Consider the following 19006-nt stretch of genomic DNA (forward strand, 5'->3'; position numbering starts at 1 on the left):
CCGACGCCCTAGTCGCTCTACAGACGTCGTCGTGCGGGGGACACTCGCGCCGCGCTCAACGCGAACAGGGGAACAACGATGAACGCCATGCGTCCGGAAAAGACCGAAGCCACCGAGACCGAGACCATCGACACCAACCTCGCCGCAGTGACGGAAGTCGAAGCCGGCATCCGTGACTTCGTCCGCAACGACATCGCCTATCTGCGCCGTCCGGCGGCCACGACCACCGACGCGCCGCCGCTCGACCCGAGCGCCGAAGCCACCGTCACCAACGTCAACTCGCTGATCCAGCGCGTCGCCGGCACCTCGCTCGCCGAGATCGAGAATTTGATTTCCGAACTCGAGAGCCTGCGCGACCTGCTCCACGCCGAAGGCCAGCGCGTCCAGCGCGAGATCTCCGGCTACGCCCAGCTCAGCCAGGCCGCGATGAAGTCCACCCGCATGATCGCCGACAACGTCTCGCAGTGGAAGCGCGCCGCCGACGGCCTGCGCAACAGCTAAGCGCCGGGCACCAAGCATCACCGGCCGCCGCGTTCCCGAAAAGGGGGCGCGGCGGTTTTGATTCGTGGGGATGTGAGAGCGCCTTCGCGCATGGAGCCTACCCCATACCAGTGTCGTCACCCGCGAAGGCGGGTGACCCAGTATTCCAGAGACGGCGGTGATTGAACCGAGACGCCACGGCTGGATGCCCCGGTCAAGCCGGGGCATGACAGCCGAGGGTGCGGCAGCGCGGGGCATGACAGCGGCGGGTGCGGTTTGAACTTCCCGCTCCTCCCCGGCGACCAATGCCAGGCGCCCGCAGCGGCCGGGCCGGGGGACATTTCATGGAAAGCATTCGGCCCGACACCACCGACCCGATACCGCTGCGGCCCGCGCCGAACCAGTTCGGCACGATCATGCTGCGTTTTGTCGGATTGCTGGCGGTTGCGATCGCGATATTGGCGTTCGTCTATAGCCGCTGAGGGCGGAAGCCGCGTTGCGGCCCCGCGGAGTTAACGAAATCTTACCGGGTGGCTTCCACCGTCGAAGCTTCCAGGGTGTAGGCGCCATCGGCATAGCCCTTCACCACCATGCCGGCGACCAGCATCACCGCCAGCGTCGCGGTAGCAAAGATAAATCCGACCAGCTTGAGTGCGCCGCGGTCTGCCATGGTCCTCGTCCCCTGTACTCTGCCCAGTTCGTTCAAATAGACAGCGACAGGTTCATAATTGGTTAGCAACTCGATGGTTCCGCCAACTGCTTCGCGGGAAAACCATGTTGCGCAGGCTTATGGCAGCCACCCGGAATCGCGTCCATAGCGCGCGAGCAACACTCGCGCACTCATTTGGACCGTTCATCTTGGAACGAATCTAACCGTCCTTCACGCGCATCGGCACGAAGGCGCTGGCGGTGATGGCGTAGACCTCTTCACCACGCTGGTTGGTGCCGGTGGTGCGGGCCGTCAGAATGCCCCAGCCCGGGCGCGAGGCGGAGTTGCGCTTGTCGATGACGACATTGACGTAAGCGACGGTATCACCGGCGAGCACCGGCCTGATCCAGCGCAGGTCGCGAAAGCCCGGCGACGGACCCCACACCGCGATCTCCTCGCCGCGCGAAGCGGCCTCCCGCGCCAGACGCTGGCCGTCGGCGACAAGCAGGCTCATGCAGGCCGAGCCGACATGCCAGCCCGAGGCCGCAAGCCCGCCGAACAGCGAATTCTTGCCTTCCTCCTCGTCGAGGTGGAAACGCTGCGGATCGAACTTCGCGGCGAACGCCTTGATGGACTCGGCCGTGAAATTGTAGGCGCCGATCTCGCGGCGATGGCCGATCTCGATCTCCTCGAAGAACGGCATCAGACCGCCCTCTCGCGCCGCTTGATCAGGATCGGCGAGGTCATCTCGCACAGCGCCTGCCCCGTCGCGTTGCGCGCGGTGCATTTGAACTTGACGATGCCGAGCTCCGGCCGGCTCTTCGATGTGCGGGCCGCTACGATTTCGACGTCGAGCATGAGGTCGTCGCCGGGTCTCAGCGGCGACAGCCAACGCACCTCCTCGACGCCGGGAGATCCCAGCGAGGCTGCGCGGGTGATAAAACCGTCGGCCATCATCCGCATCATCAGCGAGCAAAGATGCCAGCCCGACCCGGACAGGCCGCGCAGCATGCTTTTGGCCGCGGCCTCCTCGTCGAGATGCATCGGTTGCGGATCGAACTCGGCGGCGAAAGCCAGAATCTCGTCGCGGGTGACATGGCGCGGGCCGAATGTTCCGAACCGGCCGGGCGGGAAATCTTCGAAGGTCAGGGTCATCTTGGAAAGCTTTGAGGGAATGACAGATTGTGGCCGCACTTTGCGGCAATCTCAACCCCGCTGGCCCGCATGGCTCGTGCTACATTCGAGGCGGCGGCTTGATTTGAGTCGGATCAGCCGCGGGCCGGTATCCATGTGAAGGCCCGATTTGCCGTGGGGAGAGCCATGTTTTCATTCAGCGATCTGTTTCAGTGGGACCGCTTCATTACGCCGACGATCATCAAGACCTTCTACTGGCTGGTTATCGCGCTGATCTGCCTGTTCGGCCTCTCCGGCATCTTCTCCGGGCTCGCGATGATGGCGATCAGCCCGTTCGGCGGCTTCCTGATGCTGCTGTCGTCGATCGCGAGCGTCGTCGTGGGCATCGTGTTCTCGCGCATCATCGCCGAGCTGATCCTGATCATCTTCCGCATCAACGAGCATCTCGGCGCGATCAGGGATCAGGGCGGCGGGTTGCGGTGAGGGCTGGTTTCGTAGGGTGGGTTAGGCAAAGCCGTAACCCACCTCTTCCGTTTCCGCGGATCGAGACAGTGGTGGGTTACGCCGAGCAAATGCGCTTCGCGCATCTGCTCGTCTAACCCCCCTACGGCACCGAGGTTCGCGGCTTACGTATTGAACCGGAAATGCATCACGTCGCCGTCGGCGACGACGTATTCCTTGCCTTCGAGGCGCAGCTTGCCGGCATCGCGAGCGCCGGCTTCGCCGTTCAGCGCGACGTAATCCTCGTACGCAATGGTCTCGGCGCGAATAAAACCCTTTTCGAAGTCGGTGTGGATCACGCCGGCCGCACCCGGCGCCTTGGTGCCGCGATAGATGGTCCAGGCGCGCGCTTCCTTCGGGCCCACCGTGAAATAGGTGATGAGGTCGAGCAGCGTGTAGCCGGCGCGGATCAGGCGATCGAGGCCGGCTTCTTCCAGCCCCAGCGTCTCCAGGAAGTCGGCGCGTTCATCGCGCGAGATGGTCGCGATCTCGGATTCGATCTTGGCGGAGATGACGACGGCAATGGCGCCTTCCTTGGCGGCCTGGTCCTGCACCGCCTGCGAGAACGAATTACCCGTGGCGGCCGAGCTTTCCTCGACGTTGCAGACGTAAAGCACGGGCTTCGACGACAGCAGGCCGAGCATGCCGAAGGCACGCTCCTCCTCCGCCTTGCGCTCGACGAGACGCGCGGGCTTGCCCTCGCGCAGCAGGACCAGCGTGCGGTTGACGAGGTCGAGTTGCTCCTTGGCGTCCTTATCGTTGCCCTTGGCCTTCTTGGTGAGGTTGTCGACGCGCTTCTCGAGGCTGTCGAGATCGGCAAGCATCAGTTCGGTCTCGATGGTCTCGATGTCGGCGAGCGGGGCGATCTTGCCCTCGACATGAGTGATGTCGGAGTCCTCAAAACAGCGCACGACATGTGCGATGGCGTCGGTCTCGCGAATGTTGGCGAGGAACTGGTTGCCGAGGCCTTCACCCTTGGAGGCGCCGCGCACGAGGCCGGCGATGTCGACGAAGGTCAGCCGGGTCGGGATGATCTGCGCCGATTTGGCGATGGCCGAGAGCTTGTCGAGCCGTGGATCCGGCACCGCGACCTCGCCGACATTCGGCTCGATGGTGCAGAACGGATAGTTCGCGGCCTGCGCCGCGGCCGTCTCGGTCAGCGCATTGAACAAGGTCGACTTGCCGACATTGGGCAATCCGACGATCCCGCATTTAAATCCCACGAGCGTTATTCCTTGCCGTTCTCGTCCTTGGTCAAAAATCCCTTCGCCTGCATGGCGAGATGCACCCTGTTGGCGAAGGTCGCGTCCGTGCCTTTGGCAACCAATGCCGCGTGCTCGGCCACGGCGTCGCACAGCGTCGCCACCCAGTCGTTGTCGGCCTTGGCGAAGTCCGACAGCACATGGCCGTGCACCAGTTCCTTGACGCCGGGATGACCGATGCCGAGCCGCACCCGGCGGTACTCCTTGCCGATATGCGCCGAGATCGAGCGCAGACCGTTGTGGCCGGCGATGCCGCCGCCGATCTTCACCCGCACCTTGCCCGGCGGCAGCTCGAGCTCGTCATGGAACACGGTGACGTCGCCCGTCGCGATCTTGAAGAAGCTTGCCGCTTCCTGAACACTGCGGCCGGAATCGTTCATGTAGGTCGTCGGCTTGAGCAGGATTACGCGCTCCGTGCCGAGCGTGCCTTCCGAGGTCTCGCCCTGAAACCTGCGGCGCCAGGGTGCGAAACCATGACGCCGCGCGATCTCGTCGACGGCCATGAAGCCGACATTATGCCGGTTACGTGCGTATTTCGCGCCGGGATTGCCGAGCCCAACAAACAGTCGCATGACGCGGCGCGCCCCTCGCTCGGCGCGCGATCAGAGACCGCGCGCCGGCCTTGAGAGATTACTTCTTCTTGTCGCCGCCGGCGGGAGCTTTGGCAGCAGGAGCTTTGGCAGCCGCCGCCGGAGCAGCACCCGCAGCAGGAGCGGCAGCACCAGCCGCCGGAGCAGCAGCACCCGCAGCCGGAGCAGCAGCCGCGGCCTTCTGCTCTTCGGCGTAGCCGGAGGGCGGCACGATGGTGACGAGGGTCGCGTCCTCGGAGGTCAGCGCCTTGACGCCGGCCGGCAGCTTGATGTCGGAGAGATGCAGCGAGTGGCCGATTTCGAGCGAACCGACATCGGCCTCGATGAACTGCGGGATGTTCTCGACACCGCACTCGAGCTCGATCGCATGCGCAACGATGTTGACGGCGCCGCCGCGCTTCACGCCGGGCGAGCCTTCCGCCTTCACGACATGCAGGGGAACGCTGATGCGGATGGTGGCGCCTTCGCCGAGCCGCATGAAGTCGACGTGGATCGGGAAGTCCTTGACCGGATCGAGGTGGTAGTCGCGCGGAATCACGCGGTGCTTCTTGCCGTCGAGCTCGACGTCGACCAGCGTGGTCAGGAACCGGCCGGCGAGAATGCGCGAGCGCAGTTCGCGATCGTCAACCGAGATCGGCAGCGGGGGCTGGTTGTTGCCATAGATCACTCCGGGCACTCTCCCGGCGCGACGCTCTGCCCGGGCGGCCCCCTTGCCGCTCTTCGGACGTGCGGTCGCCTTCAATTCCTTGACGGTCGTCGCCATAGTCTAAGTCCTTGTTTTTGCAAAAGTTAATGGGCCGCAGCGCGGCCCATGGCATCGTCCACAGCAAGCCTCCAGGGGTGCGGGGGCCGCGGACGTGGCGGGCTTTTACCCGGAAGACGCGGAAATGACAAGGATAATGGGCTGCCGGGCGGAACCGGGTCGCCCGGATAGAGCCGCCGTCGCTACCCGCCGAGCTTGGCCTCCAGCGCCGTAATCCGCGCCTTCAGCGCCTCGTTCTCCTCGCGCGCGAGCCGGGCCATGTCCTTGACCGCCTCGAACTCCTCGCGCTTGACCAAATCCATGTCGCGCAGGAATTTTTCGGCCTGGGTGCGCAACACGGTGTCGACCTCGCGCTTGACGCCCTGGGCCGCACCGGCGGCGTCGTTCATCAGTCGGCCGATCTCGTCGAAAAACCGGTTGTTGGTCTGGGTCATGTCGGTCTCCTGGCGGCTGCCGATAATCTTTGCGCGAACACTTGGAAAGACAATGGCAATCCGCGCCGAACGGTTCAAGTGCCGATCGGCGGTATCCTTGTCACGCCCCGGTTTCCTTGCAATCGTATTCAACGTCCCTGCATAAGAAGAATCACAAAGGCGCTCGAGATGATCGACCAGCAGATCGCGATCCCCACCAAGGACGGTCACACCGCAACCTACATCAGCCATCCCGAACGCGGCGGGCCGTTTCCGGTCATCCTGTTCTACATGGATGCGCCGGCGATCCGCGAAGAGCTGCGCGACATGGCGCGCCGGCTCGCGACATCGGGCTATTACGTGATGCTGCCGAACCTCTATTACCGTTCCGGGGTGATGGAGCTCGGCGCGCTGCCGGCCGATCCGAACGCGCCGGAGCGGAAGCGCATGTTCGCGCTGATGGGATCGCTCACGATCCCCATGATCATGGACGACACGCGCGCGCTGCTGACCTATGCCGAGGGCCAGGCGGCCGCGAACACCAAACTGATCGGCACCGTCGGCTACTGCATGAGCGGCCGCTACGCCGTCAACGCCGCCACGCATTTCCCCGATCGCGTCAAGGCCGCCGCCTCGGTCTACGGTACGCAGCTCGCAACCGACCAGGACGACAGCCCGCATCTCGCGGCAGCCAAGACCAAGGCCGAGCTTTACTTCGCCTGCGCCGAGACCGACATCTACGCGCCCGCCGAGATCATCGAGAAGGTGAAGCAAGGCATGAGCGGCGCCAAAGCCGAAGTCGAGATCTATCCTGGCACCCATCACGGCTTCGCCTTCCCCAAGCGTCCGGTCTATGACCGCGACGCCGCCGAGCGGCATTGGGAGCGTCTGCTGGCGCTCTATCGCCGCAATCTCGTCTAGACATAGAAGGCGCGATGCCCTTTCTGCTCATCGACTTTCCCGCCTTCAAGCCGATCGCGATCGAGATCGGTCCGTTCGCGATCCGCTGGTACGCACTGGCCTATATCAGCGGCATCGTATTCGGCTGGCTCTATGCGCGCTCGCTTCTGAAGAAAGAGCGGCTGTGGGGCGGGCCCGCGCCGATGTCGCTGCTGCAGATCGACGACTTCATCCTGTGGGTCACGCTCGGCATCATCCTCGGCGGCCGCACCGGCTATGTGCTGTTCTACAATCTGCCCTTCTTTATTGATCACCCGGCCGCGATCTTCAGACTGTGGGAAGGCGGCATGTCGTTCCATGGCGGCTTCCTCGGCTGCGTCGTCGCGGTGATGTGGTTTGCCTATCGCAACCGCATCTCGATCCTGTCGCTCGGCGACATCACCACCGCGGTCGCCCCGGTCGGTCTGCTGCTCGGGCGCATCGCCAACTTCATCAATGGCGAATTGTGGGGCCGTGCTACCGACCCCGGCCTGCCCTGGGCGATGATCTTTCCGAATGATCCCAGCCAGCTGCCGCGCCATCCGAGCCAGCTCTATGAGGCCGGCATGGAGGGCATCCTGTTGTTCACCGTGCTCGCGATCATGATCCGGTTCGGCGCCCTGAAGCGGCCCGGAATGATCCTTGGCGCCTTCATCCTGATCTATGGTCTGAGCCGGATCGCCGGCGAGCATTTTCGCGAACCGGACGTCCAGCTCGGCTTCCTGTGGGGCGGATTAACCATGGGCATGCTGTTGTCGATCCCGATGCTTATTGTAGGCCTCATACTTATTGTATTGGCAGTGAGGCGCGGCGCGCCGAAGCCCGTAGGGGCTATTCGTTAATTCCTTTTGAGAAGACAGACCGTGACCGAGCAGCCGTTACTCAACGAGATCAAGGCGCTGATCAAAGCCTCAGGCCCCATGCCGGTCTGGCGGTACATGGAACTGTGCCTGATGCATCCGCGCTATGGCTATTACGTCTCGCGCGATCCCCTGGGACGAGAAGGCGACTTCACCACCGCGCCCGAGGTCAGCCAGATGTTCGGCGAGTTGCTCGGGCTCTGGACCGCCTCGGTGTGGAAGCAGATGGGGTCGCCGCAATTCCTGCGTCTGATCGAGATCGGCCCCGGCCGCGGCACCATGATGGCGGATGCGCTGCGCGCGCTCCGCGTGCTGCCGCCGCTCTACCAGGCGCTTCACATCCACATGGTCGAGGTCAATCCGGTGCTGCGCGAGCGGCAGAGTGCGACGCTGTCGGGCGTGCGCAACATCGCCTGGCACGACAGCGTCGACGACGTGCCCGAAGGACCGAGCATCATTCTCGCCAACGAATATTTCGACGTGCTGCCGATCCACCAGATGGTCCGTCACGAGAACGGCTGGCACGAGCGCGTGATCGAGATCGATCCCAACGGCAAGCTTCAATTCGGCGCGGCCGCCGAGCCGACGCCGCGCTTCGAGGTGCTGCTGCCGCCTTTGGTGCGCGCCGCGCCCGTTGGTGCCGTGTTCGAATGGCGGCCCGATTCCGAGATCATGAAGCTCGCGAGCCGCGTGCGCGACCAGGACGGCGCGGCGCTGATCATCGACTACGGACATTTGCGCAGCGATGCCGGCGACACCTTCCAGGCGATCGCCCGCCATACCTTCACCGATCCCCTGAAGGCGCCGGGCCAGGCCGACGTCACCGCCCATGTCGACTTCCAGGCGTTGGCGCGCGCGGCCGAGGACGTCGGCGCCCGCGTGCACGGCCCGGTGACGCAGGGCGACTTCCTCAAGCGTGTCGGCATCGAGACCCGCGCCGCCGCGCTGATGCAGAAGGCGACGCCCGAAATCGCCACCGACATTTCTATCGCGCTCAAACGCCTGACCGAGACAGGACGCAGCGGCATGGGCTCGATGTTCAAGGTGCTCGGCATCTCCGAGCCGCGGCTATCAGGCCTTGCGGGCCTCAGCGATCTCGACCAGGCCGGAGGCGACTCATGACGCTCGTTTCGTCGCTGCTGTCGGCCGTGCCCGGCCTGCGGCACGCCTTCTTCACCCGCGAGGGCGGCGTGTCAGGCGGCATCTATTCCGCGCTGAACGGCGGGCTCGGCTCCAACGACGATCAGGCCCTCGTCGCGGAGAACCGCCGCCGCATGGCCGAGCATGTCGGCGTCGCGCCGGAGCGCTTTCTCAGCCTGCACCAGATCCATTCGCCCGACGTCCGCGTCGCCGACACCCCGTGGCCGAGCGGGCCGCGGCCGAAGGGCGACGCGCTGGTGACGAAAGTGCCGGGAATCGCGCTCGGCGTGTCCACCGCCGATTGCGGGCCGGTGCTGTTCGTCGATCCCAACGCGCGCGTGATCGGCGGCGCACATGCCGGCTGGAAGGGCGCGCTGACAGGCGTGCTGGAAGCGACGATCTCGGCGATGGAGGAACTCGGCGCCACGCGCGGCGGCATCATCGCCGCGATCGGCCCGTTGATCCGCCAGAACAGCTACGAAGTCGGCAACGAGTTCGTAGCGCGCTTCATCGAAGCGGATGCGGACAACACGATGTTCTTCATCCCGTCGGTGCGGGACGGACGCGCAATGTTCGACCTCGCCGGCTTCATCCGCAAGCGTCTGGACGCCGCGGGTATCCTGATGATCGACGATCTTGGGCTGGACACCTATTCCGACGAACGCTTCTTCAGCTACCGCCGCTCGGTGCATCGCAAGGAGCCGGATTACGGCCGCCATGTGCACGCGATCGCGCTCGAAGCATGAACACACGGGCAACGTCGTCTCATTCCGGGGCGATGCCCTGGGCGTGATGACAGTGGGCTATGGCGCCTCCGCCCTAGACCTTAATCGATTTTAACGATATCGCTGCCCTCCATAATGAGGGATGCGTCATTCATCTTGCGCCGCGCCGGCTCGCGCGTGCTGGCGGTCATGCTGCTGGCGGCTGCGACCGCGCTTGGCGGCTGCGCCGGTGGCGGTGGTGCTGCGAACTCCTATGCGATGGCGCCGAGCGCCGGCTCGGGCGCGACGGTCGCCTTCGAATCGATCGACGGGCCGCCGCCCCCGGTGTTCGACCGCATGGTCGGCGTGCTCGACAGCGAATCCAAGCTGCGCAGCCTCTCCGTCGTCTCCCGTGAGGGCTCGGCTGCCTATCGCGTGCGCAGCTACCTCTCCGCCCAGATCGTCCGCGGCAAGACCGTGATCGCCTGGGTCTGGGACGTCTACGACGCCAACCAGCAGCGGGCGCTGCGCCTCTCTGGCGAGGAACTGACCGCCGCCAAGGGCGGCCGCGACCCATGGGGCGCCGCCGACGACTTGGTGCTACGGAAAATCGCCCAGGCCGGATTCAGCGGACTTTCCAACATGATCAACGGAACGCCGGAGGCTCCGAGCCCTGCTCCCGGCTTGCGGGGACCGGCGGTGGCGAGCGTGATGTACCCGGCGGCCGCACCGGACATGCCAGCCTCAGCGCTCGGCTATGCCGAGCGATAACCACCGCTAAACCACGGCCCCAAGTTACGGCCAAACCGTTGGCCGGACTCAGGATTTCGCAGGGACAACGTAGCATTCCGGGTTGCCATTGCAGCCCCCGGCCTGATATTTCCTCGCCCGTCGTAACCGTGCTGTCTGTGGGTATTCTCTGATGTTGAACGTCGTATCCAGCAAAGCGCGGGAGGAAGCGTCCATGTCGGCCAAGAACGGCTCCATCAAGCTTGTCGCCGGCAACTCCAATCCGGCTCTCGCCCAGGCCATCGCGCAAGGTCTCGACCTGCCGCTGACCAAGGCGGTAGTGCGGCGCTTCGCCGACATGGAGATCTTCGTCGAGATCCAGGAGAATGTCCGCGGCTCGGATGCCTTCGTGATCCAGTCGACCTCGTTCCCCGCCAACGACCATCTGATGGAATTGCTGATCATCACCGACGCGCTGCGCCGCTCCTCGGCGCGCCGCATCACCGCGGTGCTGCCCTATTTCGGCTACGCCCGGCAAGACCGCAAATCGGGTTCGCGGACGCCGATCTCGGCAAAACTCGTCGCCAATCTGATCACGCAGGCCGGCGTCGACCGCGTCATGACGCTCGACCTGCATGCCGGCCAGATCCAGGGTTTCTTCGATATCCCGACCGACAATCTCTACGCGGCGCCGCTGATGGTGCGCGACATCAAGGACAAGTTCGACCTCTCCAAGACAATGGTGATCTCGCCCGACGTCGGCGGCGTGGCGCGCGCGCGCGGGCTTGCCAAGCGCATCAACACCCCGCTGGCGATCGTCGACAAGCGCCGTGAGCGGGCGGGCGAATCGGAGGTCATGAACGTGATCGGTGACGTCGCCGGCTACACCTGCATCCTGATCGACGACATCGTGGACTCCGGCGGCACGCTGGTGAACGCGGCCGACGCGCTGATCGCCAAGGGCGCCAAGGACGTCTACGCCTACATCACCCACGGCGTGCTCTCCGGCGGCGCGGCCGCCCGGATCACAAACTCCAAGCTGAAGGAGCTCGTGATCACCGACTCGATCCTGCCGACGGAGGCGGTGAGCAAGGCGCCGAACATCCGCACGCTGCCGATCGCCAGCCTGATCTCCGACGCCATCGCACGCACGGCGGCGGAAGAGTCGGTGTCGAGCCTGTTCGACTGATTTCTCCTTCGCCTCTCCCCGGAGGCTGGGCGAGGGAGCGCGAGCAGCTCCCGCCCCTCACGACGCGCCGCAGCACCTCCCCCGACCCCATGGGTTGTTGCAGGCAACGGCACATGACATCATCCGGGTACCGAGTCACCTCCTGGATGCCTGATGCCACGCCCGAAATTCACTTGGGAAAAGCTGTCGGATGACGAGTTGCTCAAGCAGCGGCTCTCCAGCCTGAGGGTCACGGTCGAAGGCACCTGGCTCGAAGCCTGCGTCGCCACGCTCTACGAGGAGCTCGAGGAGCGCGGCATCCGGCTGCGGCCGCACACGTGGATCTCGAGCGAATGGTTCAGTCCGGGAGGCGTCCCCGGCATCGCCATCCCCTTCTATCTCGCCCATCCCCGCCTGATGAAACTCGAGAAGAAGATGATGTTCGACGTCGAGGGTGGCACCTGGCGCGAATGCATGGCCATCCTCCGTCACGAGGCCGGCCACGCCATCCAGCACGGTTATCAGTTGCAACGCCGCCGGCGCTGGCAGCAGCTATTCGGCCCGTCGTCGAAACACTACCCGCGCTACTACCGGCCCAATCCGGCGAGCCGGCGTTACGTCCAGCATCTCCGGCTGTGGTACGCGCAGAGTCACCCGGACGAAGACTTCGCCGAGACGTTTGCTGTGTGGCTGCGGCCGCGCTCCAACTGGCGGACGCGATATGCCGGCTGGCCGGCGCTGAAGAAGCTCGAATATGTCGACGAGCTGATGGGCGAGATCGTCGGAAAGCGGCCGCCGGTCACGACGCGCGAGCGTGTCGACCCGTTGGGTCGGCTCAGCCAGACGCTCGAAGAGCACTACAAGAAGAAGCAGGCGTTCTACGCCTTCACACCCCCGAAGACCTACGACCGCGATCTGTCCCGGCTCTTTTCCGCCGATCCACGGCACCACCGGTCGAAGCCGGCTTCGGCCCTGATCAGACGTCACCGCGCCAAGATCAGGCGATTGGTCGCGCGATGGACGGGCGAGAACCAGCTCACGCTCGATGCCGTGATCGACGACATGATCTTCCGCTGCCGCGAGCTCGACCTGCGCGCCGTCGGCCCGGAACAGAAGCTCGTCCTCGACTTCATTGTCCTCGTCACCGCCAAGACGATGCACGCGATGTTTGGCCCGTCCCGGCGCAAATGGATCGCGTTATGAGACGGCTTCGCATTCTCGTGCTGATGCATCCGGACTTCCTGCCTCCGGATTCCTCCGACGGATACACACCGCAGGAAATCAACAACTGGAAAACGGAATACGACGTCGTGAGCACCTTGCGCGCCGCCGGCCATGAGGTTCGCGTGCTCGGTGCGCAAGAGGAAATCAGGCCGGTCCGCGAAGCGATTGAGCAGCTCAAGCCGCATGTGGTCTTCACGCTGCTGGAGGAATTCCACAACAACGTCGCCTACGACCAGCACATCGCCAGCTATCTCGAGCTGATGAAGGTCCCCTACACCGGCTGCAACCCGCGCGGCCTGATCCTGGCGCGGGGCAAGGACCTGTCCAAGACGCTGGTACATCACCGACGCATCGCGGTGCCTGCCTTCGCCGTTTTCCCGATGCGACGCAAGGTCAAGCGGCCGAAGCATCTTGCGCTGCCGCTGATCGTGAAGAGCCTGAACATGGATGGATCCGCCGGCATTTCTCAGGCCTCCATCGTCGATACCGACGAAAAGCTCGCGGAGCGCGTCGCCTTCATCCACGATCGGAGCGAAACCGCAGCCATCGCCGAGCAGTTCATCGAGGGGCGCGAGCTCTATGTCGGCGTGCTCGGCAACAACCGGCTGCGCGTTCTGCCCGTTTGGGAATTGAAATTCGGCAACATGGGCGGGCGCAGCTCACGGCACATCGCCACCGAAAAAGCCAAGCACGACACCGATTATCAGGAGCGCGTCGGCATTGTCGACGGGCTGGCAAAGGACCTCGCGCCCGAAGTCACCGCCCGCATCCAGCGTGCCGCGAAGCGCATCTACCGGGCGCTCGGCCTCGATGGCTACGCGCGCATCGATTTTCGTCTCGCCGCCGACGGCACGCCGTATTTCATCGAAGCCAACCCAAATCCCGAAATCGCGAAGAGCCAGGAGTTCGCCACGGCGGCCCTGCATGCCGGGCTCAAATACCCGGAACTCCTGCAGCGCATCCTGACGCTTGGGATCAGCCGGGCGAAGGCGGGTGTATCGTTGGGGTGAGCCGGTTCGGCTTGCACCCTTATCGTGGGGTGGGCGCGGGCGCAAAGCGCGGCGCCCACCTTTTGTTGCGGCGAAAATGGTGGGCACGCTTGCGCTTTGCCCACCCTCCAGTCGTCTGCCTACCCCACGATGCCCGCCGCGACCTGGCCGCGCAGGCGTTCAAGCCCTAGCAATGTCTCCGCGCAGGCGGCCGCGACCTCGACGCCCTTGATCGCAAAATGCCTGCGGAAGAAATCGTAGTGCACCTCGGTCTCGTGGAATTGCTGCGGCGTCAGCACCGCGGAGAACACGGGCACCTCGGTGCGCAGCTGCACGTCCATCAGCGCCTTGATCACGGTGTCGGCGACGAACTCGTGGCGGTAGATGCCGCCGTCGACGACGAGGCCGGCCGCGACGATCGCGGTGTAGCGCCGTGTCTTGGCGAGTATCTGCGCGTGCAGCGGGATCTCGAACGAGCCCGGTACCTCGAACACGTCGACATGGTTGAGATGGCGCGCTTCCGCCTCCTTCACGAAGGCGATGCGGGCCTCCTCGACCACGTCGCGGTGCCAGCAGGCCTGCACGAAGGCCACCCGCTGCGGTTTCGCGAAGCGCGGGTGGTCGGGCGCCGGGTCCTTCGGAACCGGCGGTTGGGTGGTCTGGGACGTTTCGGTTTGGGGATCTTGCAACATCTGATTCATGGCTTTCCTCAGTTAAGGACCAGAATCAGGGCACACGGAACGACAAACAGCCGCATCCTGCGATGCGTCTGCCACCGACCGTTCTCTTTCATCCGGACTTTAACCGTCGGCTTCGGAGTTGCACCGAATCTGCTGACCCTTCCCTTTGGCAAAATTCCTTTTCAGGAAGATTCCGGAGGAAGGCGCTCGCGGGCTTAGGCCTTTCGGCCCTTACCGCCGGTGGGGACTTTCACCCCGCCCTGAGAACATCGGCCGTCCGGAATGAACGGCCTGAACGGAAATATGACGCCGGTTCGGGGCCGCAGCAAGCGTGTTCCGCATGGGAAAACCGCATGGTCCCATGCCGACTTGGAGGTCCTGGTGGCGGCCTGCCCCTCGCGCGGCGGAATTAACGATCGGGACGCGGTCCGGGAGTCCGATTCCCGTTTGTTCTTTTCGTTAATAATTGTGGCCGAGATGAGCTGTGGACGAACGAGTCCTGGCTTGTGGACGGACTCGGCAGCCAGTTGCGCAGATTCCGCAAATCACATCACTTGATCCGCGACAAGCCCGCGCTGATCCCGGGATCGCAACAGCGACGCCTAGGGATCGCCTTAGCAATATTTAAGGGAGCGCGCGCCGGACCAACCGCGTGCGTATCAAAGACAACAAAAAGGCAAGAGGTCGAGACGGCATGTCCCTGCTCGAAGGCACTATCGATTCCAAAAGCCATCCGCTCGCGGTGGTCGAGGATATCGCTGCCAGCAACAACTGGCCGTTTGAACGCTCCGGCGAAGACGAACTCACGATTGTCTCCAAGGGACAATGGACCGACTACCAGATCTCCTTCACCTGGATGGGCGAGATCGAGGCGTTGCATCTGGCGTGCGCGTTCGACATGAAGATTCCGGTCGCGCGGCGACCGGAGGTCCAGCGGCTCGTCGCCGCGGTCAACGAGCAGTTGTGGGTCGGGCACTTCGACCTGTGGACCACCACCGGCATGATCATGCACCGGCAGGCCCTGGTGCTGCCGGGCGGACTCACCGCCTCCACCGCGCAATGCGAAGCCATGCTTGCCGGCGCCATCCACGCCTGCGAGCGCTATTTTCCGGCGTTCCAGTTCGTGGTGTGGGCGGGCAAGAGCACGACCGAAGCCATGGACGCGGCGATGTTCGACACGGTGGGCGAGGCGTAAGGCCTCTTCCCAAGCGCGGAGAGGGAACCATGGCTCCTCCTCGCCGTCGTCCTGGACAAGCGACGGCCGCGCGAAGCGCTGTCGTCGCGCAGATCCAGGACCCATACCGCGAGGTCTCTCCGTATCTCGCGATGCTTGTTGCTCTGCCCTCCATCCACTAGAACCCCTCGGGGTAATGGGTCCTGGCTTTCGCCAGGACGACGGGATGCATTGGCAGCAGCGATGACCAACAACACTCTCCAGAACATCACCGGCACCATCCTGCTCGCCGGTGCCGGCAAGATGGGCGGCGCGATGTTGACCGGATGGCTGGCGGGCGGACTCGACCCGCGCCGTGTCGCGGTGATTGAACCGTATCTCTCGCCCGAGATCACCGCGCTTGCCGCCAAGGGCGTTGCTCTGAACCCCGACGCGACAGCGGCAGGCCTGGTCGAGACGATGATCGTCGCGGTGAAGCCGCAGATGTTCCGCGAGGCCGGCGCCAGGCTGAAGCCATTCGTCTCCGACAACACGTCGGTGGTGTCGATCATGGCGGGAACCACGATCGCTTCGCTCGAAGAGGTCTGCGGCGGCGCCGTGGTGCGCGCGATGCCGAACACGCCGGCCGCGATCGGCCGCGGCATCACCGTCGCGGTCGCAGCGAACAATGTCAGCGCCGGCCAGCGCGCGGTGGCGGATGCGCTGCTACGCGCCACCGGCGCGGTCGAATGGGTCGACGATGAGAGCTTGATGGACGCGGTGACCGCCGTCTCCGGCTCGGGCCCGGCCTATGTGTTCCTGCTCGCCGAAGAGCTCGCACGCGCGGGTGTCGAGGCCGGCCTGCCCGAGGCGCTGGCAACAAGACTCGCGCGCGAAACCGTCGCCGGCTCCGGTGAACTTCTGCACCAGTCGGAGCTTGCCTCCGGCACGCTGCGCCAGAACGTCACCTCGCCCGGCGGCACCACGGCCGCGGCGCTCGGCGTGCTGATGGGCGAGCCGGGGCTGCGCGATCTCATGATCCGCGCGATCGCAGCGGCGACGCAGCGATCAAAGGAATTGGCGAAGTAAGGACGTGCCGTAGGGTGGGCAAAGCGAACAGTGCCCACCAATTCGAATGCAGTCGCGGAAAGATGGTTGGCACGGCGCTGCGCGCCTTTGGCCACCCTACGATTTCGAGCCTGTAGCCAGCCGCTTGTTGAACATCTCGACATTGACGAGCCCACGCGCATGGCGGCCTTCGCCGAGCTTGCGCGTGCCCTCGAAGGCCTCGACCTCGAAACGGATGACGCGGCGCTCGACCGCGACCACTGTTGCGGTGGTCCGCACCGTTGCGCCGACGAGGCTTGCTGCAAGATGGCGGATGTCGACCTCGGTGCCGACCGTGACCCAACCCGGCTGTAGCGCGCTGCGGATCGCGTCGCCCGACGTCATCTCCATCTCCAGGATCATCATCGGCGTCGCATAGACAAAAGGCATGCCGGGCACGAAGTGCCCGACGGTGCGCTCCAACGGCACCACCAGCGTGCGCTCGGCGCTCATGCCGATTGTGATGAAGTCGCGTGCGTCCATGCTTGGATCACCGTCGTCCCGGCGAAAGCCGGGACCCATAACCACCGAATTGGGTTTGGCGAAGACTAGGAGTTATCAGCTCGCGCCTATAACCACTTCCGTGGGTATGGGGTCCCGGCTTTCGCCGGGACGACGGCTGTGATTGCAGCTACGGCTGTGCTTCCCCGAACCAGCCGAGGCTATTTCTTCGCCGCCGCCGCGCGTTCCACGAACGTCTTGCCGCCCTTCATCTTGTGGCGGAGCGGGGCTTCGTTGATCTGGATGACGACGGCATCGGCGTCGACGCCGAGATTCTTCACCAGCGCCTGGGTGATGTCGCGCATCATGCCGGCCTTCTGTTCGTCGGTGCGGCCTTCGGCCATGCTGACGGTGATCTCAGGCATTTTTCTCTCCCTTGCGGCCGAACACCGGCCATTGACGGGCGCCATCAAACAGGAGGCCGCTGCGCGGGACAAGCCCGGGCATGGCGGCCTGCCGGAATGGCTATCCCCACTTTACGTCATGGCGGTCCAAGACCTCGCGCACTTTCGCGACGAGGTCGGCTTCGCTGCACGAGAACTGCGCCGGGCGGCTCTCGCGCCATTCCTGGTTGGAGGCGATCGCGGCTGCGGCCCTTGCGCCCTCGATCAGATCCTTGATCTGCAGCTCGCCGCGCGCCTTTTCATCGGAGCCCTGGATGATGACGCAAGGGCTGTTGCGGCGGTCGGCATATTTGAGCTGGTTGCCCATGTTCTTGGGATTGCCGAGATAGAGCTCGGCGCGGATGCCGGCGGTGCGCAAGCTTGCGACCATCTTCTGATAGTCGGCGACGCGGTCGCGGTCGAACACGGTGACGACGACGGGACCGAATTCGGGCCGCGTGTCGAGCTTGCCGAGCAGCGTCAGCGCGGCCTGAAGCCTGGACACGCCAATCGAGAATCCGGTTGCAGGCACCGGCTCACCGCGGAAGCGCGAAACGAGACCGTCATAGCGCCCGCCGCCACCGACCGAGCCGAAGCGCACGGGACGGCCCTTCTCGTCCTTGGTTTCGAGGAGGAGTTCGACCTCGTAGACGGGACCGGTGTAATATTCGAGACCGCGAACGACGGTGGGATCGATCTTGATGCGATCCGCACCGTAGCCCGACGCGGTGACCAGTTTGGCAATCTCTTCGAGTTCGCTCACCCCGGCCTGACCGACTTCGCTCTTGGCGAGGTAGGTTTCTGCCGCGGCAATGGCATCTCTCCAATCATCGCGCGGCTTGGTGATGGCCAGAACAACGTCAGCCTCAGCCGCGCTCAAATTGGCGCCTTTCGTGAAGTCGCCCTTGCCTTCTTCGCCGCCATCCCATCGTCCGGGACCGAGCAATTTGCGCACTTCATCGGCGGAAAACTTGTCGAGCTTGTCGATCGCTCGCAGCACAGTCAGTCTGCGCCCCGCGTTCTCTTCACCGCCGAGCCCGATGGCTTCCAGTACGCCGTCAAGCACCTTGCGATTGTTGACCTTCACCACATAGGAGCCGCGCGCGATCCCGAGCGCTTCCATCGTATCCGCGGCCATCATGCAGATCTCGGCATCCGCCGCCGGCGTCGCCGAGCCCACCGTGTCGGCATCGAACTGCATGAACTGGCGGAAGCGGCCGGGGCCGGGCTTTTCATTGCGGAAGACGTAGCCGACGCGATAGCTGCGATAGGGCAGGACAAGGGCGTCGGTCCCGTAGCGCTCCCCGACATAGCGGGCGAGCGGCGCGGTCAGATCGTAGCGCAAGCTGATCCATTGCTCGTCGTCGTCCTGGAACGAGAACACGCCCTCGTTCGGACGGTCCTGGTCGGGCAGGAATTTGCCGAGCGCGTCGGTATATTCCATCGCCGGCGTTTCCACGGGCTCGAACCCGTAGAGCTCGTAGACGGCGCGGATCTTCTCGACCATCTCGCGCGTCGCCCGGATCGCGGCGGGGTCGCGATCCTCGAGCCCGCGCGGCAGGCGTGCCTTTAATTTCTGCGTTTTTTTAGGTTTCTCGGCCATGCGCGGCATTTACCAGCCGCCGCGGGGTGCGGCA

At 64.6% G+C, this 19006-nt stretch carries 24 protein-coding genes and 1 riboswitch; of the genes, 13 read left to right on the forward strand and 11 right to left on the reverse strand.

The window, feature by feature from the left end; all coding sequences use genetic code 11:
- Nucleotides 1-78 precede the first annotated feature (78 nt).
- Together IVB31_RS08565 and IVB31_RS08570 are read left to right on the forward strand one after the other, a co-directional pair.
- On the forward strand, nt 79-501 hold the full coding sequence (locus IVB31_RS08565; RefSeq protein ID WP_247320751.1) for a hypothetical protein: 423 nt from the start codon (nt 79-81) through the stop codon (nt 499-501).
- A gap of 323 nt (nt 502-824) precedes the next feature.
- Nucleotides 825-962: a hypothetical protein gene (locus IVB31_RS08570; protein ID WP_007614812.1), complete on the forward strand. Its 138-nt coding sequence runs from the start codon at nt 825-827 to the stop codon at nt 960-962.
- A gap of 41 nt (nt 963-1003) precedes the next feature.
- Here the strand turns inward: IVB31_RS08570 and IVB31_RS08575 are convergent, their stop codons facing one another.
- The 3 genes from IVB31_RS08575 to IVB31_RS08585 all read right to left on the reverse strand — a co-directional run bounded on the left by IVB31_RS08575 (nt 1004) and on the right by IVB31_RS08585 (nt 2284).
- The gene (locus tag IVB31_RS08575) at nt 1004-1150 is read right to left on the reverse strand and encodes a hypothetical protein (RefSeq protein ID WP_007614826.1); all 147 of its coding nucleotides are present in this window, start codon (nt 1148-1150) and stop codon (nt 1004-1006) included.
- Between the two features lie 199 nt (nt 1151-1349).
- A complete protein-coding gene (locus IVB31_RS08580) occupies nt 1350-1832 on the reverse strand; it encodes a MaoC family dehydratase (protein ID WP_247320753.1) in 483 nt (160 codons plus the stop codon).
- Complete coding sequence (locus IVB31_RS08585; protein ID WP_247320755.1) at nt 1832-2284, reverse strand: MaoC family dehydratase; 453 nt, start codon at nt 2282-2284, stop codon at nt 1832-1834. The genes IVB31_RS08580 and IVB31_RS08585 overlap by 1 nt, the downstream gene beginning before the upstream one ends.
- A gap of 165 nt (nt 2285-2449) precedes the next feature.
- Between IVB31_RS08585 and IVB31_RS08590 the strand changes: the two genes are divergently transcribed.
- A complete protein-coding gene (locus tag IVB31_RS08590; protein WP_106940763.1) occupies nt 2450-2746 on the forward strand; it encodes a DUF4282 domain-containing protein in 297 nt (98 codons plus the stop codon).
- Nucleotides 2747-2889: 143 nt separating this feature from the next.
- Here IVB31_RS08590 and ychF read toward each other — a convergent pair whose 3' ends face one another.
- The 4 genes from ychF to IVB31_RS08610 form a co-directional block, all read right to left on the reverse strand.
- On the reverse strand, nt 2890-3987 hold the full coding sequence (gene ychF / locus IVB31_RS08595; protein ID WP_247320757.1) for a redox-regulated ATPase YchF: 1098 nt from the start codon (nt 3985-3987) through the stop codon (nt 2890-2892).
- Nucleotides 3988-3992: 5 nt separating this feature from the next.
- The gene (gene pth / locus IVB31_RS08600; protein ID WP_247320759.1) at nt 3993-4598 is read right to left on the reverse strand and encodes an aminoacyl-tRNA hydrolase; all 606 of its coding nucleotides are present in this window, start codon (nt 4596-4598) and stop codon (nt 3993-3995) included.
- A 58-nt stretch (nt 4599-4656) separates the two neighbouring features.
- The gene (locus IVB31_RS08605) at nt 4657-5379 is read right to left on the reverse strand and encodes a 50S ribosomal protein L25/general stress protein Ctc (RefSeq protein WP_247320760.1); all 723 of its coding nucleotides are present in this window, start codon (nt 5377-5379) and stop codon (nt 4657-4659) included.
- Between the two features lie 182 nt (nt 5380-5561).
- Nucleotides 5562-5813 carry an accessory factor UbiK family protein gene (locus tag IVB31_RS08610; RefSeq protein ID WP_247320762.1) on the reverse strand — a complete coding sequence of 84 codons (252 nt, stop codon included), beginning with the start codon at nt 5811-5813 and terminating at the stop codon, nt 5562-5564.
- 168 nt (nt 5814-5981) lie between these two features.
- Here IVB31_RS08610 and IVB31_RS08615 point away from each other — a divergent pair, with 168 nt between their 5' ends.
- The 8 genes from IVB31_RS08615 (at nt 5982) to IVB31_RS08650 (ending at nt 13566) form a co-directional block, all read left to right on the forward strand.
- Nucleotides 5982-6713, forward strand: a complete 732-nt coding sequence (locus tag IVB31_RS08615) for a dienelactone hydrolase family protein (protein WP_247320764.1) — start codon at nt 5982-5984, stop codon at nt 6711-6713.
- Nucleotides 6714-6727: 14 nt separating this feature from the next.
- Nucleotides 6728-7573, forward strand: a complete 846-nt coding sequence (lgt, locus tag IVB31_RS08620) for a prolipoprotein diacylglyceryl transferase (RefSeq protein ID WP_247320767.1) — start codon at nt 6728-6730, stop codon at nt 7571-7573.
- Between the two features lie 21 nt (nt 7574-7594).
- Nucleotides 7595-8713 carry an SAM-dependent methyltransferase gene (locus IVB31_RS08625; RefSeq protein WP_247320769.1) on the forward strand — a complete coding sequence of 373 codons (1119 nt, stop codon included), beginning with the start codon at nt 7595-7597 and terminating at the stop codon, nt 8711-8713.
- Nucleotides 8710-9477, forward strand: coding sequence for a peptidoglycan editing factor PgeF (gene pgeF / locus IVB31_RS08630; RefSeq protein ID WP_247320770.1), 768 nt, complete (start codon nt 8710-8712; stop codon nt 9475-9477). The genes IVB31_RS08625 and pgeF overlap by 4 nt, the downstream gene beginning before the upstream one ends.
- A gap of 114 nt (nt 9478-9591) precedes the next feature.
- Nucleotides 9592-10206, forward strand: coding sequence for a hypothetical protein (locus IVB31_RS08635; RefSeq protein WP_247320772.1), 615 nt, complete (start codon nt 9592-9594; stop codon nt 10204-10206).
- A gap of 193 nt (nt 10207-10399) precedes the next feature.
- The gene (locus IVB31_RS08640; protein ID WP_247320774.1) at nt 10400-11353 is read left to right on the forward strand and encodes a ribose-phosphate pyrophosphokinase; all 954 of its coding nucleotides are present in this window, start codon (nt 10400-10402) and stop codon (nt 11351-11353) included.
- Nucleotides 11354-11506: 153 nt separating this feature from the next.
- Entirely contained in the window at nt 11507-12535 is a 1029-nt protein-coding gene (locus IVB31_RS08645) for a putative zinc-binding metallopeptidase (protein WP_247320776.1), read from the forward strand.
- Entirely contained in the window at nt 12532-13566 is a 1035-nt protein-coding gene (locus tag IVB31_RS08650) for an ATP-grasp domain-containing protein (RefSeq protein WP_247320778.1), read from the forward strand. The genes IVB31_RS08645 and IVB31_RS08650 overlap by 4 nt, the downstream gene beginning before the upstream one ends.
- 119 nt (nt 13567-13685) lie before the next feature.
- Here IVB31_RS08650 and IVB31_RS08655 read toward each other — a convergent pair whose 3' ends face one another.
- Nucleotides 13686-14246, reverse strand: a complete 561-nt coding sequence (locus tag IVB31_RS08655; protein WP_247320780.1) for a 6,7-dimethyl-8-ribityllumazine synthase — start codon at nt 14244-14246, stop codon at nt 13686-13688.
- A gap of 76 nt (nt 14247-14322) precedes the next feature.
- Nucleotides 14323-14497, reverse strand: a riboswitch (FMN riboswitch).
- A 422-nt stretch (nt 14498-14919) separates the two neighbouring features.
- Here IVB31_RS08655 and IVB31_RS08660 point away from each other — a divergent pair.
- The gene (locus tag IVB31_RS08660) at nt 14920-15420 is read left to right on the forward strand and encodes a YbjN domain-containing protein (protein WP_247320782.1); all 501 of its coding nucleotides are present in this window, start codon (nt 14920-14922) and stop codon (nt 15418-15420) included.
- A gap of 222 nt (nt 15421-15642) precedes the next feature.
- A complete protein-coding gene (gene proC, locus IVB31_RS08665; protein ID WP_247320784.1) occupies nt 15643-16467 on the forward strand; it encodes a pyrroline-5-carboxylate reductase in 825 nt (274 codons plus the stop codon).
- Nucleotides 16468-16563: 96 nt separating this feature from the next.
- On the opposite strand, the gene IVB31_RS08670 is transcribed toward proC, so the two are convergent.
- The 3 genes from IVB31_RS08670 to hisS all read right to left on the reverse strand — a co-directional run bounded on the left by IVB31_RS08670 (nt 16564) and on the right by hisS (nt 18972).
- Complete coding sequence (locus tag IVB31_RS08670; RefSeq protein WP_247320786.1) at nt 16564-16968, reverse strand: hotdog domain-containing protein; 405 nt, start codon at nt 16966-16968, stop codon at nt 16564-16566.
- A gap of 179 nt (nt 16969-17147) precedes the next feature.
- On the reverse strand, nt 17148-17396 hold the full coding sequence (locus IVB31_RS08675; RefSeq protein WP_256464300.1) for a tautomerase family protein: 249 nt from the start codon (nt 17394-17396) through the stop codon (nt 17148-17150).
- A gap of 55 nt (nt 17397-17451) precedes the next feature.
- The gene (gene hisS / locus IVB31_RS08680; RefSeq protein WP_247320788.1) at nt 17452-18972 is read right to left on the reverse strand and encodes a histidine--tRNA ligase; all 1521 of its coding nucleotides are present in this window, start codon (nt 18970-18972) and stop codon (nt 17452-17454) included.
- Between the last annotated feature and the right edge of the window lie 34 nt (nt 18973-19006).

The organism is Bradyrhizobium sp. 21, assembly GCF_023073335.1.
GTDB lineage: Bacteria > Pseudomonadota > Alphaproteobacteria > Rhizobiales > Xanthobacteraceae > Bradyrhizobium.